23 protein-coding genes, 2 tRNA genes and 2 pseudogenes are annotated in these 24,299 nt (G+C 59.3%); 14 read left to right on the top strand and 13 right to left on the bottom strand.

Going from position 1 to position 24,299, the window contains the following annotated elements; all coding sequences use genetic code 11:
• The first annotated feature begins 28 nt into the window (after positions 1 to 28).
• Complete coding sequence (locus QCM77_RS09065) at positions 29 to 658, top strand: MSMEG_1061 family FMN-dependent PPOX-type flavoprotein (RefSeq protein ID WP_279682922.1); 630 nt, start codon at positions 29 to 31, stop codon at positions 656 to 658.
• A 12-nt stretch (positions 659 to 670) separates the two neighbouring features.
• Positions 671 to 1,435 (top strand): MBL fold metallo-hydrolase, encoded by a 765-nt coding sequence (locus QCM77_RS09060; RefSeq protein ID WP_279682920.1) that lies wholly within the window; start codon positions 671 to 673, stop codon positions 1,433 to 1,435.
• A 60-nt stretch (positions 1,436 to 1,495) separates the two neighbouring features.
• Here the strand turns inward: QCM77_RS09060 and QCM77_RS09055 are convergent, their stop codons facing one another.
• Together QCM77_RS09055 and relB are read right to left on the bottom strand one after the other, a co-directional pair.
• On the bottom strand, positions 1,496 to 1,819 hold the full coding sequence (locus QCM77_RS09055; protein WP_279682918.1) for a hypothetical protein: 324 nt from the start codon (positions 1,817 to 1,819) through the stop codon (positions 1,496 to 1,498).
• Positions 1,820 to 2,080: 261 nt separating this feature from the next.
• Entirely contained in the window at positions 2,081 to 2,362 is a 282-nt protein-coding gene (gene relB / locus QCM77_RS09050) for a type II toxin-antitoxin system RelB family anti-toxin (RefSeq protein WP_279682916.1), read from the bottom strand.
• 104 nt (positions 2,363 to 2,466) lie between these two features.
• Here relB and QCM77_RS09045 point away from each other — a divergent pair, with 104 nt between their 5' ends.
• The 3 genes from QCM77_RS09045 (at position 2,467) to QCM77_RS09035 (ending at position 5,630) form a co-directional block, all read left to right on the top strand.
• Complete coding sequence (locus QCM77_RS09045; protein WP_279682914.1) at positions 2,467 to 2,958, top strand: hypothetical protein; 492 nt, start codon at positions 2,467 to 2,469, stop codon at positions 2,956 to 2,958.
• A gap of 65 nt (positions 2,959 to 3,023) precedes the next feature.
• The gene (locus QCM77_RS09040; protein ID WP_279682913.1) at positions 3,024 to 3,461 is read left to right on the top strand and encodes a hypothetical protein; all 438 of its coding nucleotides are present in this window, start codon (positions 3,024 to 3,026) and stop codon (positions 3,459 to 3,461) included.
• Between the two features lie 678 nt (positions 3,462 to 4,139).
• Entirely contained in the window at positions 4,140 to 5,630 is a 1,491-nt protein-coding gene (locus tag QCM77_RS09035; protein WP_279682912.1) for a MobA/MobL family protein, read from the top strand.
• Positions 5,631 to 6,005: 375 nt separating this feature from the next.
• On the opposite strand, the gene QCM77_RS09030 is transcribed toward QCM77_RS09035, so the two are convergent.
• The 5 genes and pseudogenes from QCM77_RS09030 to QCM77_RS09010 form a co-directional block, all read right to left on the bottom strand.
• Positions 6,006 to 6,275, bottom strand: coding sequence for a hypothetical protein (locus QCM77_RS09030; protein WP_279682910.1), 270 nt, complete (start codon positions 6,273 to 6,275; stop codon positions 6,006 to 6,008).
• Positions 6,276 to 6,328: 53 nt separating this feature from the next.
• Positions 6,329 to 6,586, bottom strand: coding sequence for a hypothetical protein (locus QCM77_RS09025; protein WP_279682908.1), 258 nt, complete (start codon positions 6,584 to 6,586; stop codon positions 6,329 to 6,331).
• Between the two features lie 8 nt (positions 6,587 to 6,594).
• Positions 6,595 to 7,091, bottom strand: a pseudogene (locus QCM77_RS09020) (5-methyltetrahydropteroyltriglutamate--homocysteine S-methyltransferase); the annotation flags it as partial.
• A 423-nt stretch (positions 7,092 to 7,514) separates the two neighbouring features.
• Positions 7,515 to 7,589 (bottom strand) — tRNA-Thr (locus tag QCM77_RS09015).
• Between the two features lie 167 nt (positions 7,590 to 7,756).
• Positions 7,757 to 8,230: a hypothetical protein gene (locus tag QCM77_RS09010; RefSeq protein WP_279682906.1), complete on the bottom strand. Its 474-nt coding sequence runs from the start codon at positions 8,228 to 8,230 to the stop codon at positions 7,757 to 7,759.
• Positions 8,231 to 8,514: 284 nt separating this feature from the next.
• Here QCM77_RS09010 and QCM77_RS09005 point away from each other — a divergent pair, with 284 nt between their 5' ends.
• Together QCM77_RS09005 and QCM77_RS09000 are read left to right on the top strand one after the other, a co-directional pair.
• Complete coding sequence (locus QCM77_RS09005; protein WP_279682904.1) at positions 8,515 to 9,000, top strand: hypothetical protein; 486 nt, start codon at positions 8,515 to 8,517, stop codon at positions 8,998 to 9,000.
• Between the two features lie 43 nt (positions 9,001 to 9,043).
• On the top strand, positions 9,044 to 9,574 hold the full coding sequence (locus QCM77_RS09000) for a hypothetical protein (RefSeq protein ID WP_279682902.1): 531 nt from the start codon (positions 9,044 to 9,046) through the stop codon (positions 9,572 to 9,574).
• A 63-nt stretch (positions 9,575 to 9,637) separates the two neighbouring features.
• Here the strand turns inward: QCM77_RS09000 and rlmB are convergent, their stop codons facing one another.
• Positions 9,638 to 10,468: a 23S rRNA (guanosine(2251)-2'-O)-methyltransferase RlmB gene (gene rlmB / locus QCM77_RS08995; RefSeq protein WP_279666464.1), complete on the bottom strand. Its 831-nt coding sequence runs from the start codon at positions 10,466 to 10,468 to the stop codon at positions 9,638 to 9,640.
• A 206-nt stretch (positions 10,469 to 10,674) separates the two neighbouring features.
• Between rlmB and QCM77_RS08990 the strand changes: the two genes are divergently transcribed.
• The 7 genes from QCM77_RS08990 (at position 10,675) to QCM77_RS08960 (ending at position 20,413) form a co-directional block, all read left to right on the top strand.
• A tRNA-Tyr gene (locus tag QCM77_RS08990) sits at positions 10,675 to 10,760 on the top strand.
• 383 nt (positions 10,761 to 11,143) lie between these two features.
• Positions 11,144 to 13,582 carry an EcoAI/FtnUII family type I restriction enzme subunit R gene (gene hsdR, locus QCM77_RS08985; RefSeq protein ID WP_279682900.1) on the top strand — a complete coding sequence of 813 codons (2,439 nt, stop codon included), beginning with the start codon at positions 11,144 to 11,146 and terminating at the stop codon, positions 13,580 to 13,582.
• A 3-nt stretch (positions 13,583 to 13,585) separates the two neighbouring features.
• On the top strand, positions 13,586 to 15,040 hold the full coding sequence (locus tag QCM77_RS08980; RefSeq protein WP_279682899.1) for a type I restriction-modification system subunit M: 1,455 nt from the start codon (positions 13,586 to 13,588) through the stop codon (positions 15,038 to 15,040).
• The gene (locus QCM77_RS08975; protein ID WP_279682897.1) at positions 15,037 to 16,716 is read left to right on the top strand and encodes a restriction endonuclease subunit S; all 1,680 of its coding nucleotides are present in this window, start codon (positions 15,037 to 15,039) and stop codon (positions 16,714 to 16,716) included. Before QCM77_RS08980 ends, QCM77_RS08975 begins: the two co-directional genes overlap by 4 nt.
• Positions 16,713 to 17,399, top strand: coding sequence for a hypothetical protein (locus QCM77_RS08970; protein WP_148777109.1), 687 nt, complete (start codon positions 16,713 to 16,715; stop codon positions 17,397 to 17,399). The genes QCM77_RS08975 and QCM77_RS08970 overlap by 4 nt, the downstream gene beginning before the upstream one ends.
• On the top strand, positions 17,396 to 18,886 hold the full coding sequence (locus QCM77_RS08965) for a hypothetical protein (RefSeq protein ID WP_279682894.1): 1,491 nt from the start codon (positions 17,396 to 17,398) through the stop codon (positions 18,884 to 18,886). The genes QCM77_RS08970 and QCM77_RS08965 overlap by 4 nt, the downstream gene beginning before the upstream one ends.
• A gap of 78 nt (positions 18,887 to 18,964) precedes the next feature.
• Positions 18,965 to 20,413, top strand: a complete 1,449-nt coding sequence (locus QCM77_RS08960) for a gamma-glutamylcyclotransferase family protein (protein WP_279682893.1) — start codon at positions 18,965 to 18,967, stop codon at positions 20,411 to 20,413.
• 184 nt (positions 20,414 to 20,597) lie between these two features.
• On the opposite strand, the gene QCM77_RS08955 is transcribed toward QCM77_RS08960, so the two are convergent.
• From QCM77_RS08955 to QCM77_RS08935, 5 genes and pseudogenes are all read right to left on the bottom strand, one after another.
• A complete protein-coding gene (locus QCM77_RS08955; RefSeq protein WP_279682891.1) occupies positions 20,598 to 22,211 on the bottom strand; it encodes an RNA-directed DNA polymerase in 1,614 nt (537 codons plus the stop codon).
• Between the two features lie 289 nt (positions 22,212 to 22,500).
• Positions 22,501 to 23,343: a hypothetical protein gene (locus QCM77_RS08950; RefSeq protein ID WP_279682890.1), complete on the bottom strand. Its 843-nt coding sequence runs from the start codon at positions 23,341 to 23,343 to the stop codon at positions 22,501 to 22,503.
• Between the two features lie 5 nt (positions 23,344 to 23,348).
• A complete protein-coding gene (locus tag QCM77_RS08945; protein ID WP_279682888.1) occupies positions 23,349 to 23,549 on the bottom strand; it encodes a hypothetical protein in 201 nt (66 codons plus the stop codon).
• Positions 23,546 to 23,791, bottom strand: a complete 246-nt coding sequence (locus QCM77_RS08940) for a helix-turn-helix transcriptional regulator (RefSeq protein WP_279682886.1) — start codon at positions 23,789 to 23,791, stop codon at positions 23,546 to 23,548. The genes QCM77_RS08945 and QCM77_RS08940 overlap by 4 nt, the downstream gene beginning before the upstream one ends.
• Positions 23,792 to 23,871: 80 nt before the next feature.
• Positions 23,872 to 24,299 (bottom strand): annotated as a pseudogene (locus QCM77_RS08935) (hypothetical protein); the annotation flags it as partial.

Raw genomic sequence — 24,299 nt, 5'->3', positions numbered from 1 at the left:
TCCAGCGGTTCAGGGAGCCATTGATCCAATGCTTGAAGAGCTGATCTATCTCACCGGAGCCGATGAGCTGCGGCCGCCATATGCGCAGCCTTCGGCGCTGGTTAGCGCCAAGCAACTCGATCGGCTCGACGCCCATTGTTGCCGCTTCATCGCGAAATCGCCGCTCGTGATCATCGGTTCATCCCACCCCGAACGCGGTCACGATGTAAGCCCGCGCGGCGACGCGCCCGGTTTCGTCCGGATCTTCGATCAACGGCATCTGGCCATTCCGGATCGGCCCGGCAACAACCGGCTCGACACGGTCGAAAATCTTCTCACCGAATCTTCGGTCGGCCTGCTGTTCATGATTCCAGGCATTGACGAGCTGCTCCGCGTCAACGGCACCGCGGCTTTGACACGATCCCAGTCGCTGCTGGAATCGATGGCGGTGCGCGACAAGGTGCCGAAGCTCGCCATCGTCGTCACCGTGGCGGAGGCATTTCTTCATTGCAGCAAGGCGCTCAAGCGCGCGTGCCTGTGGGGCGACGATTATCGCCTCGACCGTTCGGAGCTTCCGACTCTTGGCCGGATGCTGGCGGACCAGACAAAGCCGCCTGGCGTGACCGCCGCCGACATTGACTCTCGGATCGACGCCGACGCGCGCAACAATCTCTATTGAAGGACCATAAAGATGAAATTCAGTCTGCTGCGCAACGCGACTTTGAAGCTGGATATTTTGGGCAGATCGGTGCTGATTGATCCGTTCTTCGCGGCAAAGGGCTCACGGCCGTCCTTCACCGGGCGCGCGCCCAATCCGTTGGTCGATCTGCCGGTGAGCCCGGAGAAGATACTCGAGGGCGTCGAGTTGGTCGTCGTGTCGCACCTGCACGCCGACCATTTCGATCCCGTCGCGCAGGATCTGGTACCGAAACATCTGCCGCTGATTTGTCAGCCGGGCGATGAGGACAAGATCCGCTCCTATGGCTTCAGCAATGTCACGCCTCTAACCGACGTCTTGGTCTGGCAGGGCATACGCTTTCAGCGGCGCGAGGGCAGCCATGGCCTTGGGTCGGTCGTGCAGAAGATGGGATCTGTGATGGGGTTTGTGATCACGGCGAAGGACGAGCCGTCGCTCTACTGGGCCGGCGATACCGTTCTTTATCCTGCGGTCGAGGCCACCATCGTGGAAAGCCGGCCGGATATCATCGTCATCCATCCGTGCGGAGCGCGTTGGGACGGCGATCTCATCACAATGGACGCCGCCGAAGCCGTTGCGATCTGCAGGCTTGCGCCCAGCGCGGCGGTGATCGCAACACACATGGACTCGCTGGATCATGCAACGGTATCCCGGGATGACTTGTTAAAATATGCGCGTAAGCAGGGTGTCACGTCGCGGCAACTTCTGGTCCCGCGAGACGGCGAACACCTCACTTTGGCCGCTGGCCAAGCCGGCTGATGCTCGATTGCGAGATCAGCCCGCGGATCTTCCGCCATACTGCACAAGGGTGCCATACATTCATCGAGGCGCCCGGCGGGAGGCGGTGCAGCGTCCTGGTCGCAAGGTCGATGTAGCCGAATCTGGCGTGTGGCCGCCAGGCCAGGCCTTCCAGGCGGCCGGCCGGGTCCCAGTCGGCAAGCCGATCTCCATCGCGCGGTCGACCATGCGGCGGCGGTGGCGCTCGAACTTGGAGATCCGCGCCGGCGCCCACGCGCCGGTCGCGGGATCGTAGCTCTCCTTGCCGCCGGCCCAGCGCCGGACGATGTCGCGCTCCTCCGTCGACACCACGCGCTCGCGCCCGCCGGTCCGGAACGGAAGGCGGAAGGGGAACGTCACCGGCACGCAGTTGTCGCGGCACCACGAAGCGGGCAGACGTGGATGGCGAAGGCGTCGAAGAAAAGACGAAGCGGGAAGAGACGGTCGCCGAGCCGCGCTGTTCTACATGAAGCCTGACCTCATCGAGGCAGTGAAGGACGCCGCCGCCGCCAGCCATCAGAAAGCCTGGCAATGGGTCGAGCAAGCGGTGATCAAAGCACTGAAGTCGAAAAGGTGTGATAGCTTTCCTGCCGACAAGCCGGATGTAGATCCCACGCGTCGGACCTTCTATCCCTTCGAACGGGGCGACCGCGCCGGCGCCTCGAACAGGTCCAGAAACGGTATCCCGCAAGCTTCGGCGATCTGCTCGACCGTGAGGATGGTCGGGTTCGCGCGGCCGTTCTCGATCAGGCTTATCGCGTCCTGCGTGAGGTCAACCTCCGCTGCCAGTTCGTCCTGACTCCACCCTCTGGCCGTGCGGAGCTTCCGGACATTGGCGGCGAGCGCCTTCAGCGCCGCGGAATTGCGGATCGGAAACCGTCTCCCGGATGTTTTCGATGCCTTGGCCACGGCGGCACCGTCTGCCAGCCGGTCGAATTCGGTCTATTGGATAAGTCCAATACTTACGAATCTGAGCCTACTTTCCCCAAACTAAGGCAACCTGGAGGAAAACGATGAACCTGTTCGAATTGGAGGGAACTGTGACCGCTCTCGGTCAGAGCCTCTTCGACAACGACGTCGCCGTGTACGCGTATATCGAGATCTCCGATTTGGAGGGCGGTCGCACAATGATCGAGAAGGTGGCCCTCTGCAACGACGTCGCGGCCGTCTTCGGGGTGGGCTGCTCGGGCTCGTTCTACGTGGACCGGTTGTTCAGGGCGTCGGGTCCCTTACGCCGTCAACTCTTCGGAATCAGGACAGATCGCGTCGCCGTTCTAGACCGCCTGGACCTTCGGCAACGGACCGGGTGGGTCAAAGTCGGCTTGGGAATATTGACCCTGCCGGTGATCGGTATCGGCCTGCTGCTCCTGTTGCCGGGCATCCACCTCCTGATGCTTTCCGCCCGCCACGACCGCAGGAGATTCTTCTACGGAGCGAACGGCATCCATGGGACAAGCGGCGCCATGCCCCCGCCCATGCCGATCGCCGAAATCGCACGCATATGAGGTGCGCCGTCTTCGCCGCGGTTTGTCTCCTCCGCGCGGGCAGCGCCATCGCGGCCGAGCACAGCGTGTACACGTACACACACGGACCGAAATGCGTCGACCACTCGCGCGAACACGAAGGCGTCTGGTCATGCCCGGGCCCGTCGGGCTACACCGGGGAATTCAGCGACGAAGGCAATCTGGCGGCCTTTTCGATCCGGTCGCCGGACCGGAAGAAAGGAGCCGCCGCCTACGTCTTTCCGGGACGCGGACGCGTGTTCGGAGACGCCATCGATTGGCGTATCGTCGACGACAGGCCCGCGGCCGCCGTGCTTCGGATATGGCGTGCGGCGTCGCGGGCGGACGGCTCCGAGGGCGACGTTCAGGAGCTCGCGGTCTTCAAGGTTACGCCGCGGACATCCTGCCGCGTCGCTTCCGTCGATGCACGGCAGACTGCCGCCAACGAAACTGCGCGCCGACTGGCAAGCGAGGCGGCGCCGATGCCGTGCCTGACCGGAGATTAGACCGATCGGGCGAGCGCCTACCGCGAGATGTGGTGTTTGGCCTGCGATCCGCGAGGGGTTGATAAGAGCTGCCACTTCTATCCTTTGGAGCTGCACCGACTTATCGAGCGGCGAACCCGCCAAAGGCGCTTCGCATGTCGGCAGCGGCATTGGAGAAGTGGGTGATGGCGGGACGGAAGTACTCGTTGCAAGTGCTGACCTCAGCGCGAACTTTCTCTAGCTAAAGGATCAATTTGAAATGCGTCGTTGGGGAATCCCTGGCGACGGCAAGGCGCAGCGCGACCAAATGCTCAGAGTTTCGCACCGTCCATCAGGCCAATTTCTAAATAGCAGCAAATCCCGAAGATATCTGTCTGGGGCAATTTGCTGACCCGATATGAGTGACCAGCAGTGACCGGACGCCCGGTGCGAGACGCCCGCCGACACGCCAAGGTGCCCGCCGAACTCGACCGGGAATCAATACCTTCTAGCGAGCCGATCGCCGAGTTGTGAAAGGTGCCGAGTCTGTTCCCGGCCGTCGCGCGCGCGCTTGAAATTGGTATCTAAACACCATTATCTTGCTTATCTGCGGCCGAATGCGGGACAGTCGCTCACGTCTGCTGGCGTCTTGCCGAGAGCTCGCGTTGAATCGCGTCTCGGGAGAGGTCCCTTATGTGTCGGGCGCGGAGGACGACAGTCTTGGATAGTGGTTTTTGTCATATAAAACTTGGGATTGTGCAACAAAGCAAGGGCTATACGGCGCTGGGGCGCCTCTCCTATCAAACAAACGGCTATTTCAACGACGGAAAAAGGCACGCCGACTACGGGAAATATCGGGGCGACCACGACGGTGGATTAATATTGTTGCCTCACGGCGCCTCCGCGGAGTTCGCCGACATGGCCAATTTCTTCATGGCGGCGGCGTTCAGAGAGGTACGCGTCGACGCACAGGGCGGCAGGACGATAGATTTCGCGCTTCCCAGGGAAGTCCCCCGAGAACTTTTGCGGCCTGTCGCGGCATTTGTGCTGGCCGAATTTGCGGCACAGGGAATGGCCGTTCAGCTGGACATCGAGTACCCGGTCGCTTCGGACGAGGACTACAATCCCCATTGTCACGCTTGGTTGGCTCAGCGAATCCTCGAATCTGACGGCTTCGGCAAGAAGCGTCCAGAATGGGACCGACAGTTCCTGCGCGATAAGGCGCGATATGCGCGGGCACTTATAGCAGGGCGCCTAACGCTGGCCTGCGCACTGCTCGGTGTCGCAGCTTATGTTGATCCCCGCAGGAATGAGCAGAGGGGGCTTCCTCAGCCTGAGGACCGGATCCCCGCCAAATTCTGGCGCATGTACGACAGAGGCGTTTACGTCCCGGGGATCGAAAAATTGAAGGATGCCCGCCAGGCAAACAAGGCGGCTAAAGTCGTCCGGCGCCGGGACGCAGAGACCAGTGAGAACCTCCATTCGGTTTCGGTTAGAAATGCCGTCAGCCGCCGCCATCCGCCAAGTGATGAAGTGCGGCAAGCTTATATCAATACTGTCATCCCGTTGGCTGAGGAGAACGGCGTCGAGGTACGAGGGTCGAACGGAAGCAAACCCGAGATCGTGTTGACGACCCGCGCCGGCTCAGTGGTTTTCGACGGTGAGATATTAAGTTTCGAGGGAGTGGCGGGGACCGCGCGAGCCCAGTTGATTGTCAAACTGGCGCGAACTTTGGATTGGCCGGCTGTTATCGTTGAAGGGGACGCCCAATCGACAGACGAAATTATTGTGGCAGGCGTCGTCTTGGGCGTGACCGCCATCAATACTTGTGCAAGCGAATATGCTCTTAGGCTGATCAAGAAAAACTATGGCCGCTTGCTTTCTGATACAGTCCGTCCGCTGGATCCGATCTCGGTCGTCGACGAGCTGCTCGCGACGTACACCCAATTCGCGGAAGTCGAGCCAGCCGACGCATCATCGGTTCTGCCGGGGGGTTCTGAGCCTGCGTTTGACTCAGAAAGGCGTGAGACGGTCGAGCCTTCCGTTACCGAAGTGGAGCATGGGTCGCAAGATTTTGACGACCCCTGGCAAGACGCTCCCGACGAAGTTGCCGATGCTGTGTTTGAGGAGGAGGAAGAGGAGGAGGAGCCAGAGTCTGAGCCCAATTTCGACGATGACGAGATGCTCGAGCCGGGTCCTCACGATACTTAGGAGGGAAACGACGAGGCTGTCTGCGCCAATTGTTGGGCCAGCTATTCAGAAATTTCGGAGGAAATTTGTGATCTAAGTGGTCGCAATTCGAATTGGTTACGCAAATGAGACAAGAGTTCTGAGCACCGGTGTAAATTGCTGACTTCGGGTTTCGTTGAAGCGGCGCGCTGAGCCAGTTGCTACAGCTGTTTTGGCTTCGGTGGCGGATATCTTACGCCGCATTCTTGCGGCGCCCCAAGATTTCTTTGCCGTGTAAGTGGCAAAAAGGGCGATGACCAATATCGTGCAAGAAGCAGGAAGGGATGGTTGGCCGAAACGTCGGCTTCTACAGCTAGACTACTCGTTCCACTAGCTGCGCTAGACTATGCAGTCTTACTACTGATCCCTGCGCTTCGAGGGGCGCCCGACGCGGGGCTGCTGCTGTCGCGCCTGGTCCGCCGCAGCATGCAACTGGTCAACGAAGGCGCGATCCTCGAACATATGGGTGATAGCGCTCACCAGCGCGGTGATGTCGTGTTCATCTCGCAAAACGGGGGTCCAGCCTGCGCCATGAATGGCTTTGGCAAAATCCCGCGCCAGGGCGCCCCGGGCCGTTTCGAGCTGCTGTTCCGCTTCCTGCAACGTTCGCTGATAGCTGTGAGACATCCTAACCCTCATGCCTGTTTGCGGGCCTAATCCCGCAATTCAGATATTTTAAGCTAATGGTCGGCTGTCAAGCTGCACACTTTCAAATCCCGTCGGCGTGTTTTTATTAGTCCTTCGCCCCGCTCGCATGCGCCTTCAACGCCGTCCGACAGCACCACCGCGCTGGCCTCGCTGAATTTCTTGGGGTCGAAGGAGTGCTGGAAACCCAAGCCACGAAACCGAGAGCTCTCTCGACAACGAGAAACCGGATCGGTGAGACCCACGATCTGCGCCAAGACCAGTGCGGCGGCCGCGTCGCCGTTGAGTGCCAAATCCCTCACACCGGACCCGTGAGCATCGCCTTCATCGGCTTCGGCCGCGAGACGTCGCCGAACAGGATCGGCGGACGGACGTAGCGCGAACCGTAGGACTGCACCCAGCCATATTGGGTGAAAGCGAAGCCGGAGAGCTGCTCGCCGAAATACTGCACCATGTCGTTGCGCTCGAACTCGCTCCGTGGACCAGCACATCGAGCCCGATCTCTTCCTGTCACCGCACAGTGCGAGCGGTTTCCTCTTCGAGGAACTGCTCGTACTGCGCGTCGTTCAGCTTGCGGACGTCGGCGGTTTGCGGGGATGAGCCAATCGTCGTCGTCGGGAAGGCGGGCAGGTTGAAACGTTTACGCTGGAGTGCCGCGCGGCTGGCGAAGGCGCTGGTGCGGCGGAGCATGGCGTCGTCGATCGCTGCCATCCGTTTGGCGACTGCTGCGTCGTGGATTTTCGGAGAGGTCTGGCGCGCCTTGGCAGCCTTGTCCGAGGCGGCGAGGGAGGCGGCGATTACGCTGGGCTTGAAGCGCAACTAGCTCATCAAGCAATACATTAGCAAATTGACCGACGCCGCCGCGAACAGCGCCAAGGTCACTACGACCAGCGCTTCAGGGCGGTTCGAACTGTGAAGCATTCTCATATGAGAAGTATCCGGCGATTCTTCGCCGGGAGTCCCGCGAACAATTTGCTGGACGATTCAGAATTCATTTACGACTCGCTCAGCCGTTGGCGATGAGGAGAGAGTGGTCTGCGCGGCTGATATTCGGCGCAATTTTTTGGATTCAAACCGCCGGACGGTCGATCGTTTTAAAGGCGTGCCGATGCGAACGACTTCACCGCCTTTCAATGTAGCCCCATGTATCCCCAAGGTACATTAAGCGCGAGTGACAGAAAGAGGCCGGGCTACATTTCTACGCTAACTCATTGTAAACTCTGGTGCCGGCTGAGGGGATTGAACCCCCGACCTTCGGTTTACAAAACCGCTGCTCTACCGCTGAGCTAAGCCGGCGCCGCCTGGAGAAGCGGGCAGGACCGGCGTACGCCGGGGCTGTCTGCCCGTGCGCGCCGCAATACCAGACTTGACCGGAAAGTGCCAGAACCGGCAATCCTTGTCGCAGACATGGATCAGGCGGCCCCGAAGGGCCGCCTGATCGGTCGCGTTCGGTTCAAATCGCCTTACTGGCAGATGTGCCGGCGGCCGTCTTCGCCCTTGAACCAGGTGCCGGGCGTGCAGGCGAAGCCGTTGCGCTGGGCGTAGCTGCGGGTGTCCCAGCCGCGGTTGTCCCAATAATTATCCCAGCGGTTGTCGTAGGCGTAGGCGTCGTTCGTGGCACGGAACGGGGCGGTTGCGATCACGCCCGCAGTACCGATGGCGGCGCCGGCCACGCCGGCAGCGACGTCGGTCGGCCAGAAGCCGGTGCGGCTCCTGTTCCAGTCGTTATTCCAGTCGCCGTTGCTCTGGCGATAGGACACGCGGCGATGCCGATAGCCGCTGTCGGTGTACGGATTTCCCGGTCCGACGTTCTGGCAGTTGGCGTTGGGGAATTGCGCGGCGCAGCGGCCGGGATTGGTGATCACGGCCTGCGCCATGGCAGAGCCCGCCACAAGGGTCGCCGCAATCGCCGTGGCTCCGAGAAGTTTGATGTTCATGATTGTTTGGCTCCCGTTTTGTTAACGGGGGCTAAATGCCAAGGACGCCGGACGTTCCGGTGCAACCGGCGGATTTTCGCGGCCGGATAGTCAAACGGAAGTGAGCACACGCGATGGTTCCGGACTGCAGAGGCCGGCGGCGTTAATGCTTCGCTAGTTCGCTTTGCAGCATTTGAGCGTCGCGCAATCCTTACACATTAGCCTTACCGGCATTTGGCGAGAGTGCCTTAACCCTCTCTGCGTCGCTATCGGGTAGGTTGTGGCCGGATAAATGGGATCCCCTCATGCGCGCTCTGGCGCTCGCTGTCTTTCTGATCGGACTGCCCGCGACGGCGTTTGCCGGCGGCGGCTTCGATATCGTCGTTCCCGGACGCCCGGGCGTGCCCGTCATCATCAACAACATCGACGCGTCCTATACGGTGATCGAGGGGACCTGGGGCCTGGGGAAGAACGTCCAGGTGCAGCCCACGATCTATGGCGGGCGCTATGTCGCCGAGCGCCAGCCCACCGACGTCGGCCATTACTACCCGACGCTGGGCCTGCGGCCCGGCTATGGCCGGCTCGAGGTCGAGCCGCCCGCGAACCGCAAATTGCCGAAGCCGGCCGAGAGCTATCACCAGAGCTGGGGCGCGCAATCGGCGCCGCTGCCGCCGCAGATGGACGTGCCTGTCGATCCGCCGCCGGTGATCCTCGCGCCTGAGATCAACGAGCAGCCGCGGCGTCCTCGGCCGCGGCCGCGTGCAGAGATGCCCGGCAGGCCGCCGGGTTAAGAAACGACAAAATCCAACAAACGAAAATCAACAGGAGAGAGTAATGCGTCAGATGATTTCGGGACTGGTCGCGGCGGCTGCCGCGATGTTCGTCGGGGCCGCGCCGGCCGCAGCTTGCGGCTTCAGCACGTGCGCGCCGGTAGCGCCGGTCTATAGCGGCTGCAACACGGGTTGCGGTAGCTGGGGTTATGGCCCGGGTTATGGCGGTTGGGGCTTTGAGCACCTCGCCGAGCCGACCACGCAGTATTACTACGTCAACCAGGGGCCGACCTACACCGGCCCCGGCGCGTTTGCACCGTATCCGACCTACCGTGAGGACGCCGTCGTCGCACCCGCCAATTACGGTTACGGCCGTGGCTATGGCTATGGAAACGGCTATGGCTATCGTGCCGCCGCGGTCGCAGCCGGCGCCTATCCCTATCAGCGCCCGTACTACCGTCCGTACCGCTACGGCTACGGCCCGCGCGCCGGCTACCTGCCGCGCACGCACTATGGCTACGGCCCGCGTTATGGCTACGCTCCTCGCCATGCGCCGTACTACGGCGGCCATCGCGTGTTGCGCCGCTACTACTGATCATTTGATCGGTTGAGTTGAAGAAGCGCCCGTCCGCGCGATGCGGACGGGCGTTTTGTTTTGCTACCGCTTCATCAACCCGAGCCGGCTCGCGCCGACATAGAGCGAGAGCACCGCGGCATTCGAGACGTTGAGGCTCTTGATCTCGCCGGGCATGTCGAGCCGCGCCACGACGCTGCAGGTCTCGCGGGTCAATTGTCGCAGGCCCTTGCCTTCCGCGCCCAGCACCAGCGCGAGCGGCTCGCGCAGGGCGACCTCGGAGAGATCCGCGCTGCCTTCACTGTCCAGCCCGACGGTCTGGAAGCCGAGCTCGTTCAGCGTGGTCAGTGCGCGGGCGAGGTTTTGCACCGTCACCATCGGCACCAGCTCCAGCGCGCCGGAGGCGGCCTTGGCCAGCACGCCCGTCGCTTCCGGACTGTGGCGCGCGGTGGTGACGATCGCCTTCACGGCGAAGGCCGCAGCCGAACGCAGGATCGCGCCGACATTGTGCGGATCGGTGATCTGGTCGAGTACCAGCACCATGCCGTCCTGCTCCAAATCCTCGATGTCGGGCGAGGGCAGGGCATCGGCCTCGGCGAGCAGGCCCTGGTGCACGGCGTCGGGCGACAGCAGCCGGTCGATCTCCTGGGGCCGGACGATCTCGGGCGTGACGCGGGTTTCGATGTTCTCATCCGCGAGGCGCTTTGCAGCGTTCTCGGTCAGCGTCAGCTTGCGGATCTGCCGTTGGGGGTTGGCGAGCGCCATGGTGACGGTGTGCCAGCCATAGAGGATGACGGGCCCGTCGGGTTGCGAATCGCGGTCGCGCCAGACCGGCCGGCCGGCCGATTTTCCGGGCCTGTTGAAGGGCTTAGACCCGCCGCGCGGCCCCCTTGGAGTGAATTTTCGATCCTTCATGGGCTCGCTTGTGTCACGGGTCCCGGAATATGGCAATTTGGCTGGCTTCGGGGACGATTTTAGCTGTTCGCCTCGGTTGACTTTACCCCACCGCTTCGCCGATAACCGCGCCCGGTCGCGCCCCTATCCGGGCTGTCGCGGCCTTCACGTTCCATGGCCGTCTTCGGTCGCCGGCAAGGTCCGGCCCGATTGTGCTGCCGTCGAGCGGGGGAGTGTCCCGAGTGGCAAAGGGAGCTGACTGTAAATCAGCCGCCTTATGGCTTCGCAGGTTCGAGTCCTGCCTCCCCCACCAATCTGAAAAAGCTAGAGAATCTTGGATTTTCTAGCCAGCTTCTAAGAGGCCTCCCTCAAGGCCCTTCCTTCAAGCCCCACTCCAAGCCCCAATTGCGTCGCCGTAGACGGAACCCTCGGCGATGAGCGAACCCGCCGCGCTGAATGCACGAAGTCTAGCCCGGGTAGGGCTGTCGATCCGGCTCTGCATCCTGTCTCGCCGGCCGGAGGGAGTCTGTATAGCCATACTATTTAGTGCCGAACTATCGCGGAGGACTTCATCACCTAGTTGTTTCATGCTCAACTTTCGCGCATTGAGAGGTGCGAGATTCGGTTCGGGGCAAGTCGCTCATTTGAAATTGCATTGGCCTGTCGCGCTTCGCGCCGCAACAAAGCTTGCCATCAATGGACAAACGCTCATTAAGCGAACGAGATATTTGCACGAAATACATCACGCCAGCGCTACGCGACGCTGGCTGGGACGAAATACTGCAAATCCGTGAGGAGGTCGGCTTTACCAAGGGCCGCATCATCGTGCGCGGCAAACTCGTCACCCGTGGGAAGGCCAAGCGCGCTGACTACATCCTCTACTACAAGCCGAACATCCCGCTGGCGCTGATTGAGGCCAAGGACAACAACCACAGCGTCGGCGACGGCATCCAGCAGGGTCTCGACTATGCCGCGACGCTCGACATCCCGTTCGTGTTCGCCTCAAACGGTGACGGCTTCGTCTTCCACGACCGCACCGGCCAGAGCCTGCCGATCGAGGCGAACCTTGGGCTCGATGCCTTCCCTTCACCAGCCGATCTGTGGACTCGCTATCGCGTCTGGAAGGGCATCAGCTCCGAAGCTGAACAGATCGTGCTTCAGGACTATTACGACGACGGCAGCGGCGAGGCCAAACGCTACTACCAAGTCACCGCAGTCAATCGCACCATCGAGGCCATAGCGAAAGGAGCAAACCGTGTTTTGCTCGTGATGGCTACAGGGAGCGGGAAAACCAGAACCGCCTTTCAGATCATTTGGCGCCTGTGGAAAGCAGGCCGCAAGAAACGTATCCTGTTCCTCGCCGACCGCAACGTGCTGATCGACCAGACGATGGTGAACGACTTCCGCCCGTTCGGCGGGGCGATGGCAAAGCTATCGACCAACGCCAAAACCATCGAGCGGCAGGACGGCACCAAAGAAGACCTGCCCCTGGCACTCGACAAGAAACGCCGCATCGACACCGCCTTCGAGATCTATCTCGGTCTTTATCAAGCGATTACGGGGCCGGAGGAACACCAAAAACTCTATCGCGAGTTCTCGCCCGGCTTTTTCGATCTGATCGTGATTGACGAATGTCATCGTGGCAGCGCGGCCGAGGATTCTGCATGGCGGGAAATTCTCGACCATTTTTCCGGCGCCACGCAGATCGGTATGACTGCGACTCCGAAGGAAACCGAATATGTTTCCAACACAGACTATTTTGGCGAGCCGATCTACACCTATTCGCTGAAGCAGGGGATTAGCGACGGCTTTCTTGCGCCCTATAAAGTCATTAAGGTTCACATCGATCGCGACGTGGAAGGCTATCGCCCCGAACTCGGGCAGCTCGACCGCGAAGGCAACGTGATCGAGGACCGCATTTACAACGCCAAGGATTTCGACCGCAACATCGTGCTCGACGACCGCACGGTGCTGACCGCGAAAAAGATCACCGAATTTCTCAAGGAAAGCGGTGACCGCTTTCAGAAAACAATCGTCTTCTGCGTCGACGAGGAGCACGCGGCGCGGATGCGCCAAGCGCTCGTCAACGAAAACGCTGATCTGGTCGCCGAGAACCAGCGCTATGTCATGCGCATTACCGGGAGCGACAAGGAAGGCCAGGAACAGATCGGCAATTTTATCGACCCGGAATCGAAATATCCGGTTTTGGTCACGACGTCGCGACTGCTATCGACTGGCGTGGATGCGCAGACCTGTCGCCTGATCGTGCTTGATCGCGCGGTGGGCTCGATGACCGAGTTCAAGCAGATCGTCGGGCGCGGCACCCGCGTTCATGAGGATACGAAGAAGTTTTACTTCACGTTGATCGATTTTCGCGGCGCGACAAGCCATTTTGCCGACCCGGATTTCGATGGCGATGTATCGATTTATGAGCGGGGCGAAGGCGATCCGATCATACCACCCGACGCAATGCCGACATCCGATGACGATACAATCCCGCCGACGCCAGACGAAGATGAAACCATCGTCGATCAACCGGACTTGCAGCTGCCGCCGCCCGGTGATCCGATCCGCAAAATTTATGTCGATGGGGTCGGTGCGCGCATCATAGCCGAGCGCGTCGAATACCTCGACGAGAACGGCAAGCTTGTCACGGAAACTTTGCGCGATTTTACCAAGACTGCGCTGAAGAAGCGTTTCGCCAGCCTCGACGATTTCCTCAAGCGTTGGAAATCGACGGAAAGGAAACAGGCGATCATCGAGGAACTTGAAGCCGAGGGCCTGGCGCTCGACGCCATCGCCGACGAACTCGGCAAGAATCTTGACCCTTTCGACCTGATCTGCCATGTCGCCTTTGATAAGAAGCCGCTGACGCGCCGCGAGCGGGCCGAGAACATCAAGAAGCGCGACGTGTTCACCAAATATGGTCCGCAGGCCCGCGCCGTGCTCGATGCCTTACTTGAAAAGTACCGCGACGAGGGCGTACTCAATCTCGATGATGCCAACGTGCTGAAGGTGACGCCGTTCACCGCGATGGGCAGCGTTGTTCAACTCATCAACGCGTTCGGCGGCAGGGAGGGCTTCGAAAAGGCCGTCCACGAAATGCAGGCCGCGCTGTATCAGGAGACCGCATAGGCAATGATCGTTCGTACCACCGTCAAATCAATTCAAGACATAATGCGCCAGGACGTGGGCGTCGATGGCGATGCACAGCGCATCAGCCAGCTCACTTGGATGTTCTTCCTCAAGATCATCGACGATCAGGACCAGGAACTCGAACTGACACGAGACGGCTACCGCTCGCCAATCCAGAAGCAATATCGATGGCGCAGCTGGGCGGCGGACCCCGAGGGTATGACCGGTGAGCCGCTGCTGAATTTCATCAATGACGAGCTGTTTCCGGCGCTGAAAGAGCTGAAACTCACCGGCAAGCCGGGCGACCGTCGCCGCGTGGTGCGTGACGTGTTCGAGGACGCCTACAACTACATGAAGTCCGGCCATCTCATCCGGCAGGTTGTTAACAAGATTAATGAAGTAGATTTCAACAATCTCGACGAGCGAAGGCATTTCGGCGAGTTCTACGAGCAACTGCTCAACGATCTTCAATCGGCAGGCAACGCTGGCGAATATTATACGCCACGCGCCGTCACCGCCTTTATGGCCGACCGGATCGACCCACATCCCGGTGAAATCCTGTTCGATCCCGCCTGCGGCACTGGCGGCTTCCTAGCCTGTGCCATCCGTCACATGGAGAAGAACTACGTCAAAACGCCCAAGCAGCGCGAAAAGATGCACGCCTCATTGCGAGCTGTAGAGAAAAAGCAACTTCCACACATGCTCTGCGTCACCAACATGCTGCTGCATGGCGTCGAGGATCCAAGCTTTGTGCGCCACGACAACACCTTGGCCCGGCCACTGATTTCATGGAGCAAGGATGAACGCGTTGACATCGTGCTCACCAATCCGCCGTTCGGAGGCCGCGAGGAAGACGGCGTTGAGAACAACTTCCCCACCTTCCGCACCAAGGAAACGGCCGATCTGTTCCTCGCCCTGATCGTACGCCTGCTCAAGGCAGATGGCCGTGCCGCTGTGGTGCTGCCCGACGGTACGCTTTTCGGCGAGGGCGTGAAGACGCGGCTCAAGGAACATCTGATGGAGGAGTGCAACCTCCACACCATCGTTCGTCTACCCAACTCCGTGTTCAAACCCTATGCTTCGATTGGTACCAATCTCCTATTTTTCGAGAAGGGCACGCCGACTAAGGACATCTGGTTCTACGAGCACCGCGTGCCCGAAGGCCAGAAGGCCTATTCCATGACGAAGCCGATCCGACTGGAGCATTTCGGAGATTGTATAGATTGGTGGGGCGGCAACGAGCGGAAGGGCCGCCAGGAAACTCCGCAGGCATGGCGCGTGACGGCTGACGAGGTGAAGGCGCGTGGCTATAATCTCGACATCAAGAATCCGCATGCCGTGGCAGATGATCATGGAGACCCGGAAACGCTATTGGCGGAACTCGCCGCCGCCGAGGCCGAGACGGGTGCTTTGCGCGACCAGTTAAAGGTGATTCTCGCTGAGGCGCTGGCGCGATGAACGCTGAACGCCTGTTGGCGCATTATGACGAGATCGCCGACGCTCCCGACGCCATTAACCGCCTGCGCCGCTTCATTCTCGATCTGGCGGTGCGTGGCAAGCTTGTGGCGCAGAATGCGGGCGACGAGCCGGCATCGGAACTACTGAAGCGGATCGCGGAGAAGGCGCGGCTGGATCGGAAGGAGCGCACCAAGCGAGAGCCGAAAAACCTCAATAGCGATGCCGAGCCCATCCCAGTCCCGAAAGGTTGGGCGTTAGCCCCGCTGGCAGATCTGGTCACGATTCTGAATGGTCGTGCTTACAAGCAGGACGAACTTTTGAGCGCAGGAACGCCAGTTCTGCGAGTGGGCAATCTCTTTACGTCCGACAAATGGTACTATTCGACATTGCAACTCGGCGAAGACAAGTATTGCGAAAACGGCGACCTGATTTTCGCTTGGTCAGCTTCGTTTGGTCCGTTCATTTGGGACGGCGAGAAGGTGATTTATCACTATCATATTTGGAAGCTTCCGCTTCACAGCGAATCCGAACTCGACAAGCTTTATCTCTACAATTTTCTTCTCCAGAAGACCCGCGAGATCAAAGAAGCCGGTCACGGCATTTCAATGATCCATATGACCAAGGAGAAGATGGAGAAACTCTTAGTCCCCCTTCCACCGCTCGCCGAGCAGCGCCGCATCGTCGCAAAGGTCGACGAGTTGATGGGCCTGTGTGACCGGCTGGAGGCAGCGCGGGCAGGCCGCGAGGCGGTGCGCGACAGGCTTGCTGCATCTAGCCTCGCCCGCCTCAACGCGCCGGATCCCGAAACCTTCCAAGCCGACGCCCACTTCGCCCTCGCCGCGCTGCCCACCTTCACCACGCGTTCCGATCAGATCAAGCAACTCCGCCAGACCATCCTGAACCTCGCCGTGCGCGGCAAACTCGTGCCGCAGGACCCAGATGACGAACCAGCGTCGGAACTGCTTAATAAACTTCTAACTCGAAAGTCGAAGGGACAGAGGGGACGCGATTGGACAGCGGGCATGTCCGACGCATGTGGGCAGATGTTTAAGGCTCCAGTCGGTTGGGCGTGGACCCGGATCGCCGACACGTGTGAACGGGTGACTGTTGGATACGTCGGACCGATGAAGGACCAATACGTCGATATTGGTATCCCCTTTCTTCGGAGCCAGAATGTTCGCGCCAACCGGTTTCGAGAAGAAGGGCTGATTTATATCTCGCCGCACTTTCATAAGAAGATAATCAAGTCAGCTTTGGTGCCAGGCGATGTTGTCGTCGTGAGATCAGGCAACGTAGGGACGGCCTGCGTTATCCCGGAGACGATTCCGGAAGCAAACTGTTCTGATCTGGTGGTGGTTCAGCGCCCTCAATGCGTTCTGCCGACTTTTCTATGTTTTTATCTGAACTCATTGGCAGCATTGCATGTTGAAGCAGGGTCGGTCGGCGTGGCTCTCACACACTTCAACACGAAGTCAGTCGCCACGATGCCTCTGCCCCTCCCACCACTCGCGGAACAACACCGCATCGTCGCCAAGGTCGATTCGCTGGTGGCGCTCTGCGACCGTCTAGAGGCGAACCTCACCGCTACGGCCGCCACCCGGCGCCGCTTGCTCGACGCGCTGTTGGCCGAAGCACTGGCGCCGACCGATGATCGCAAACTGGAGGCGGCGGAATGAGCCGCGCGCCGGCGCGCCCCGAAATGAACGGCCTCGATCCTGAGAAGGTGGCCTATTGGTATCTCCGGTTGAATGGGTTTTTCCAGATTGAGAACTTTGTGGTTCACCCAGAACGGCGTGGCGGTCAGCGGACTGACGCCGATCTGCTGGCGGTTCGTTTCCCCTTTCGTGCCGAGCGCCTGTTCGATGATCCGAACGACATCATGGCGGACGACGTACAGCAGCTCGCGCTTTCTGACGATCTGATCGATATCGTCATTGCAGAAGTGAAGACAAATCAACCTTGCACCTTGAATGGTCCGTGGACTCGAGCTGATCGGCAGAACGTCCATCGGGTACTGGCAGCGATCGGATGCCTACCATCCGGCCGGATCGAAGCAGCGGCGGCAGATATCTATCGGGCGGGCTTCCACCGGAGCGCCGCGCTTCGTATTCGTCTTGTGGCGGTGGGGCGCGATCGAAGCGATGACATTACGAAGGCGTATCCCGACGTCACGCAATTGTGCTGGACGGGAATGTTGGTGTTCATCTGGGAACGATTTCATCGATATCGACGCCAGAAGGCGCAGGTGGATCAATGGGACTCGGAGGGCCTCAAGATCAAAGAGCTCGCCGATCGGTCGAATAGCCCGGTAGATTTTATGAGAGATGCATTGCGCCTCATGGGGATAGAAGGACAATGACGCTCGCCGTTGCAGAAGCCGAAGCAACACTGAGGGCACGGCTGGGCGAGCCCGCCAAGCCGCCCACGGACTATGTGATCGGCTTCACGACGCCAAGCGGCAAGGTCCTGGCGATCCACCGCGAGGCCGCTGAGACACGCATCTGGTTTCAGCCACCGTCACCACCGACCCTCGATGGCATCCGGTTGATGGACACCCCCTCAAACGGAAACTCCAACATCAACGGACCGCTTCTGCCCCTGCGTTCGCCAGCCACGCTGCGTGTCGAAGTCGATAGTTCCGGCGCTTTGGACAGGTTTCTCGATTGGTATGCCGGTCCCGAGAGCACGCCTCAGCCGATCATGGCCGCGTCAATTGATCCATCCGTCTTCCGTGAAGCGCTTGTGCGCTTTCAGAACCTTGTTACGGCAAAGTCCGGTCATCCGTTCAACGGGTTTCACGAGGGCCTGGTTGCGGTCTGGGAGAGCTACAAGCCGCGTCTCCGCGATCATGCAATCGGTTTGCTTCGAGCAAGCGAATGGATGGAAGGCTATATCGGTTCGGGCGTGATCTTGGAATGCGTGATCGATGCTATCGAGATTCAGGACAACTCCCGCAATCTGACGAATAATCTCGTGTTCTGGCAAAACATTTATGGGCACGCCAACCGCGACCATCGCGAGCTATTGGAAGCGCGAGCGAAGCCGAAGCTTCGTCATGAACTCGAAGGTCTGTTTTTTGGGCTCTATCGAGGTGGCGCCGACGAGGGCGCAACGTTTAACCGGTTGAGAGATCTGACTGGCCGCAAGTACCCGTTGTTGGCGTATCTCTTCTTTCTCAAAGATATGGATCGTTTTATGCCGATCCAGCCCACCGGATTCGACCGCGCATTTTGGGCACTCAACATTTATTTTTCGACCATCCTCCAGTGCGGCTGGGGCAACTATTCGACATACAATGGGACACTGGCTGCATTGCGGCCGCTTATTGAGCAAACCGCCGGCCTGAAAAACGTCCGCCTTATCGATGCGCATACCTTCTGCTGGGTCTTCTCTAAACTGATAAAACTTGAATCGGAAGGCTCTGTCAGCAAAGCAACGAGCGGCAGGGATGATGGGCGCATTCTCGGTGGACGGGAAAGGTCCATTATTGAAATGCGCCTTTCCGTGGAGAACACGGTCAGGAATGCAAACGGACAAGAAGTCAAACGTACTGTGAAGAACAAGGAATTGCGGATGACCACGGTTGAGCTGGAGAGGCTCATCGGTTCTCTGCTTGACCTACAGGAGAACCGCTGCGCTTTGAGTGGTATCTCCTTCCATTTTTCCGGTCCTGAAGCAGACAGGAACCTGCTGCCATCGCTTGATCGGATCGACAGCGGGGGGCACTACGAAGTGGGTAATCTTCAGGTTGTCTGCCAGTTTATCAACTTCTGGAAAAGCGACAGTAACGATCTGGAGTTCCGCAGGCTCCTGGGATTGGTGAGGGGCCAGGAGGAAGTTGCCTAAGACCACTATCTCCAATTCGAAGTGCCTTTAGAAGAGCATCTGGAGTGCGGCGCAACGAAGCTGCGACAGGAAGTGACCATGTTGAAAGCTACTGAAGAGGAGATCCAGGAGGTCCGCGAATACTTTGAATGGCAAGCGCCCGACCTCAAACTGACCTTCATGCAGAAGGTCTATTCTGAAGTGGTCGTGAATACCCATCACGATGTCTGGGATATTCACACCAACAAAGATCGTTGGTGGGTCATTACCGGCGGCACGAACCTTTATTCTCAGGAGCAATTTCCAAACATGGACCTTGCTCTAACCTTCCATATTGGTCTGATCCTCCGCATGCCGCGCACGGAAGAACAGAAGGAAGACGATCTACGCATTCTCCCGTTTGGGTCAGTTTACCAGAAGGTTGAGGAAGCTGGCACCGCCGTGACCCAAGCGCAAAGCCTATCCGGATATCAGGCCGTTGGCGTCCGCTGCCGCGAAGCGCTTCTTGAACTGATCAGCATTGCGCAGGACGCTGCAATTTGGACCGACGTTCCGCCGCAGCGAGCTAACTTCCGCGCTTGGGTGGAGATCATATGCAATCAGATATTGCCGAGCGACACCAACAAGGAGCGTCGAGGGGTTCTCAAAAGCGCGCTCGAATCCGCCTGGACGTTCACCAACTGGTTGACCCATTCGAAGTCGGCGACTTGGACCGATGCCGACTTGGCGCACTTATTGATCCAGCATGCCATCAGCACGACGACCGGAGCTATTCTTCGCGTGTTGCGCGGCGTGCCAGAGGAATGCCCCAAGTGCGGATCACCTCAACTTGCCCCGGAACAGGGCGAAAACTCCGCTGCACCGGGCGTTCTCTGGGAGCGACCTCGCTGCGTTGATTGCGGATGGACCGGCAGACCCCTTCCGATCTTCGACCGCGAGGATGGGCGGCCAATCATTACTCGCGAAGGTAAGGAGTCCGACGTGCATGGAATGCTTGCGATTCCGATGCGTAACATCCGCAGGCCGGGTGATCCGCCCGTTGAACAGCGACACAAAGTAGAGACACGGCCGCCGGAGTTGGCTGTTTATTTTGCTTACGGGCCGAATATGTCGACTGCGCGGCTGACCAAGCTATTGCCGAGCTGCAAGCCGACAGGTGCTGCAATCTTACCAAGGCACACGCTTCGCTTCCACAAGCGTAGCACCAAGGGGTTCGGAGAGTGCAACGCATTTCCCAGCGACGACAATGACGTGGTCGTTGGGGTCCTCTTCAGCTTCGACCCAGCCGAGCGCGCCAAGTTAGATGAAGTCGAAGGAGTCGGCGACGGCTATGAACATTCGATCGTTACGATCATCAACGAGAAAGGTCGCAGGCAGAAGATCCTCGCCTACTTGGCCACTCCCGAGTACATAGACGACAGCCTCAAGCCGAGTGACGACTACAAGGACCAAGTCCTTGTGGGCGCTAGTGAGCACGGCCTTCCGTCAGAATACGTCACAAGATACATCCAGCCGGTTGAGGTAGCCGAACCACGTTCAGCGCCGTGATGATGTCGGCTACCGTCCGTGTAGTGGACCCGGCTCGTGCTGGCTTTAACGGCCTTCTGTGACCCACGGCAGACGTTCGCGTCATGTAGTCTAGTTTGCTAGGCTCGGCTCAGGCTCGCAGGCCTCAAACCTTGCGGATTAGAGCCGTCACGCTTCGTTCAAGCTCGTCGGCGAGATGGTGGCGCTACTTCTTATCCATTGCGATCGTTAGAAGCTTATTTAGCGGCCCGTGGTTCCCCCAATTCGTCCTTGCATTCTGCCTCTCTACCTTCGACCACTTGCGCGACGAGAAATAGATGGCGCTCTGAATGTAGGGGGGCGACGTGGTGTAGACGCCCTGTAAGGTGATCCGTCGGGAATGATCCCCATAACGTCCGACGAATATCGCCGCCACTGCCCGGAGGGTCTCGTGCCGATGGGCGTCCTGAAGGATATCCAGCGCGGTTTTAACGGACGCATCGTCGTACTTGTCCGCTTGAGAGAGCGCCGCAAGAATCCACATCTTTTGCCAGTCGGTCAGCTCCGAATCCACTAGCAGGGCAAAGAGGGCGTCGAAAACGCCGTCGTGTTTCAGGAACTTGGCAACGTACGATGCATATATCTGAGCCATTGACGGACGCTTTTTGAATGACTCCAGCACATGTTGAAGTGCGTGGTCTGACTCAGCTTTGGCGAGTAAAGGCAGGCAGAACCGCTCAATGTTCTCCTCTTGTCCGAGATATGTTCCGATGGAATCGAAGAGCTGCTTCGTAGCCTCCAGACTGAGTTCGTCCTCGTCCTCCTCCTCTTCCTCATCATCTTCCCATTCGGACTGAAAGCCGTAATCGGCGTCGAAGTCATCATCGTTCAGCTGTTCACGGATCTCCTCGACGGCTTCGTCGAATAGCTCCTGCAGGTCCGGCTCTTCGGAATGAAGCTGATTTTTCGGAATGATCTTGCACTTAGCCTCATTCAGGACGAGATCATAGCTGCGTAGCCGAGGGATAAGCTGTCGCAGCAAACTCTCCGCAGCTTCGACGCTCTCGATGAAAACGTAGAGGTCATCCACGTAGCGAGCTGCCAGGACGCCATTGTCCTTCAAGAAACGATCAATTGGCTCCATGTAGAAATTTCCGAAGAGGTCCGATGGAAACATTCCCTGCAGTATGCCGCGCGAGGAGCGGTTGCTTGTATAGCTGGATAAAAGGGTCTCTAGCCGGTTCAGTAGCTCACTCGCGTATCCAGAGTCGTTCAGCACGTTAATCAGCGTGTGAAGATTCAGCGAGCCGAAATAGTTGGCAACGTCGATCTTTAGGATGTATTTGATCCCCTGTTCCTGCGAAAGCCTCGCCAGCTCGCTCTGCCAAGCGCTCCAGCAAGTCCTGGTGGGCATGAACATCGCGGGGTTATCCAGCGCCGCAAGTTGGTGACTGAACGTGCGTGAATGGTCAGTCTTCCTCTGAACGATAGGGGCTGCTTGGTCTGCCAGAACCTGATAGAGTAACCGATCGTGGGGAAGAAGAATGCTTCCTGGGCGTGAGAAGCTCGGGCCCAATCGCACGGGGTTCACCGCGACCTGTATGCGAAACGACTTTGGGACTTCGATCGTGATAGGCAGGCCGGGGCTGTATGCGCCGTTGGATAACGCCGATCTCACCTCCCGGATGAGTTCATCGCCCGCTTTTGCATAGATGAAGCCAATGTGCGGCGCGTAGATGAAGTCGGATCGAAGATCGTGGCTAATCCGCTTGAGCGCGAGTTGCCAATCGATTCTCGCTATCACCGCCCCGTCTAGGCCGAAAGGTATCTTGTCCGACATACTGACTGCTCCGTATCGCAGTAAGATGCGGCTCCGCTGGTGGTATTTCAACCCCTAGTTGGCGACGGAAGCCTTGCATGCGTGATCTGGTCCAAGTCTTCCTTATCGGCACCTTCCTTCAATATTCCAGGTCGAAAGAAGGCATTTCGAGCAGGTGGCTCTAGCAAACTTGATTTTCGTTTGCGGAACGTCGGGTCGCGCCCTGTGTCACCGCCGCGCATTTATCCTCACAACAGCTCCCGCTGATTGAGCGGGATGATGTAAATCAGCATCGAGCAACTGACGCATATTATCCTCGCGGCCAAAAGGAGGGCTCGGCGGAGAACGCAGGCGGGAGTCGGACCGATGACAGCGTCGCTTCGGTCTGGCCGGGGCGGAAGGACACGCGCTCAAAAACGACCTCCCGATCTTCGAGAGCGGGGATGATGGTGAGCACGCGACCATAGTAGTCGTGCTGGACTGCGGGCACCGGGATTGCCTTACCATCACGACCAATGTCCGCCTGCCGAACGACTTCGTGCGGGGCTTCGTACTGAAACTTCGTCTTGTCCGTGTCGCGCGGGGAGCCGGGGTAACGATAGACCCAGCACTTCCGCACCGCGCGTCGCTCGCCAGCCTGGCGGTCGGGGCTCCTTCGGTGGATTGCGTCGTATCCCGCGACGTTTTCGGCGACGGGATTGGACCGCAGCGCGGCATTCACGGCCGTCGTCTCGATGTCGAGCGCTTCGAGCTTTGCGATCACTTCCGAAACCCGAGTAGCGTGGACCGCGTAGTCCGCGAGCAGCTTGGCGGCTTCCTTAGTGTTCGCCTTCCGCGCGGCTTCTGCACGCTGGCGCAACGCGTCGTCGGAAGCGACCTTCGCGGCGGCTTCCTCAGCCGCGATCACGTTCGGAAGCTCGGCGGCCAAGTGATTGGCGCGCGCTTCAAGTCGCGTAATTGCACGCTTGATCGCTGCTGCGTCAGCCTCAGCTTGCGCATGCTGGCTATCATTCATGACGGCAATGCCGGCAAGCACGCCCTCAAGTTGGGCGCTGTGTGCAGTGATTTCAGATTCAGCCCGTTCGATCTCGGCCCGGATCGTCGCGGAAGTGATGGCGGTCTTGGGGGCGAACAGCTTGGAGATCATATTCATTGGCATCAGCCTCGATAGTTCTGAAGAGCGTCGGTCGCGCGCAGCCATTCCGAGAAGGCGCGCGCTTCAAGATTGCAGGTGCCGAAGATATCGGCGCCCATGCCAAGCGCGGCCATTTTGCGCGCGTGAGTATGGCGCTCCTTGGCGGTGGCGTAGGTCGCAGTGGCGGCTTGCACGGCGCGCATAAGTTCATCGCGACGGGTCATGCGGCGTCTCCGCCGTCTGCGAGCCAGACCTGAAGCTGATCGACGGGATAAGCAGGTCGACCACCGATCAACAGGAACGGCGGACCTTCGCCGCGTTTGGCGAGGTTGCGCATGGTTTTCGAGCAGCAACCGATTCGCTTTGCGGCTTGCGTTCGTGAAAGAAAGACGTCGGACATGACTTCCCATCTGAAAAGTGGCCGGTGCATCTGGCAATCAAACGCACCGGCCTCGGTTTCACCCATTACTTGGTGAGGAGGAGAACCAAGTAACGGGAGCAGTATGGGAAAATCAGGGACCGCTGTCGGGACTGTTTCGGTATCCCTTAGGCCGCTTTACGGCGGCGCTTCTGGTTATCGTTGGCGGCGATGCCAGCGAGGCGCGATTCGTGCTCGGCCAGAATGGCGGCACGCTCGTCCGCTCGCATGCGGAGAAGCTTCTGCTCGATGCCGATGTCGATCAGAGCAGCCCAGGTCTGCGGGATATTCATTCGCATCTTGAGCGCGAGCGCAGTGAGTTCGCCCGCGAGTTCAGGATGGTCCAGTGCTTCAAGAGCGGCGACGGGTACAAGCCCGAATCCCAGCGTTGCCAGGGCCGCTTCAATGCTCTCTAAGCCGGGGCGATTCGTAAGCGCGATTTTCTCCGCACGCCGGCGGTTTTGATGGATTGCGCTGGTATCGGGCGATACCGGGCCGTTCAGGCAGTGGCGGCTTTGTGGAAGTTGAAGGGCAGCAGGTCTGCAATATCGGCGTC

This window comes from Bradyrhizobium nivariense (assembly GCF_029846695.2).
In the GTDB taxonomy this organism is placed as follows: domain Bacteria; phylum Pseudomonadota; class Alphaproteobacteria; order Rhizobiales; family Xanthobacteraceae; genus Bradyrhizobium.
The sequence above is the reverse complement of the archived record's forward strand: the minus strand, read 5'-3'. Positions and strand labels throughout refer to the sequence as shown.

Bases quoted from the DNA above. Each gene is read 5' to 3' on its own strand.
- QCM77_RS08980 (WP_279682899.1), top strand. From the start codon at position 13,586: ATGATCGTTCGTACCACCGTCAAATCAATTCAAGACATAATGCGCCAG.
- QCM77_RS08955 (WP_279682891.1), bottom strand. From the start codon at position 22,211: ATGTCGGACAAGATACCTTTCGGCCTAGACGGGGCGGTGATAGCGAGA.
- QCM77_RS08970 (WP_148777109.1), top strand. From the start codon at position 16,713: ATGAGCCGCGCGCCGGCGCGCCCCGAAATGAACGGCCTCGATCCTGAG.
- QCM77_RS09010 (WP_279682906.1), bottom strand. From the start codon at position 8,230: ATGAACATCAAACTTCTCGGAGCCACGGCGATTGCGGCGACCCTTGTG.
- QCM77_RS08960 (WP_279682893.1), top strand. From the start codon at position 18,965: ATGTTGAAAGCTACTGAAGAGGAGATCCAGGAGGTCCGCGAATACTTT.
- QCM77_RS08945 (WP_279682888.1), bottom strand. From the start codon at position 23,549: ATGACCCGTCGCGATGAACTTATGCGCGCCGTGCAAGCCGCCACTGCG.
- hsdR (WP_279682900.1), top strand. From the start codon at position 11,144: ATGGACAAACGCTCATTAAGCGAACGAGATATTTGCACGAAATACATC.
- rlmB (WP_279666464.1), bottom strand. From the start codon at position 10,468: ATGAAGGATCGAAAATTCACTCCAAGGGGGCCGCGCGGCGGGTCTAAG.
- QCM77_RS09045 (WP_279682914.1), top strand. From the start codon at position 2,467: ATGAACCTGTTCGAATTGGAGGGAACTGTGACCGCTCTCGGTCAGAGC.
- QCM77_RS09065 (WP_279682922.1), top strand. From the start codon at position 29: ATGCTTGAAGAGCTGATCTATCTCACCGGAGCCGATGAGCTGCGGCCG.
- QCM77_RS09000 (WP_279682902.1), top strand. From the start codon at position 9,044: ATGCGTCAGATGATTTCGGGACTGGTCGCGGCGGCTGCCGCGATGTTC.
- QCM77_RS08975 (WP_279682897.1), top strand. From the start codon at position 15,037: ATGAACGCTGAACGCCTGTTGGCGCATTATGACGAGATCGCCGACGCT.
- QCM77_RS09030 (WP_279682910.1), bottom strand. From the start codon at position 6,275: ATGTCTCACAGCTATCAGCGAACGTTGCAGGAAGCGGAACAGCAGCTC.
- QCM77_RS09005 (WP_279682904.1), top strand. From the start codon at position 8,515: ATGCGCGCTCTGGCGCTCGCTGTCTTTCTGATCGGACTGCCCGCGACG.
- QCM77_RS08940 (WP_279682886.1), bottom strand. From the start codon at position 23,791: ATGGGTGAAACCGAGGCCGGTGCGTTTGATTGCCAGATGCACCGGCCA.
- QCM77_RS08950 (WP_279682890.1), bottom strand. From the start codon at position 23,343: ATGAATATGATCTCCAAGCTGTTCGCCCCCAAGACCGCCATCACTTCC.
- QCM77_RS09060 (WP_279682920.1), top strand. From the start codon at position 671: ATGAAATTCAGTCTGCTGCGCAACGCGACTTTGAAGCTGGATATTTTG.
- QCM77_RS08965 (WP_279682894.1), top strand. From the start codon at position 17,396: ATGACGCTCGCCGTTGCAGAAGCCGAAGCAACACTGAGGGCACGGCTG.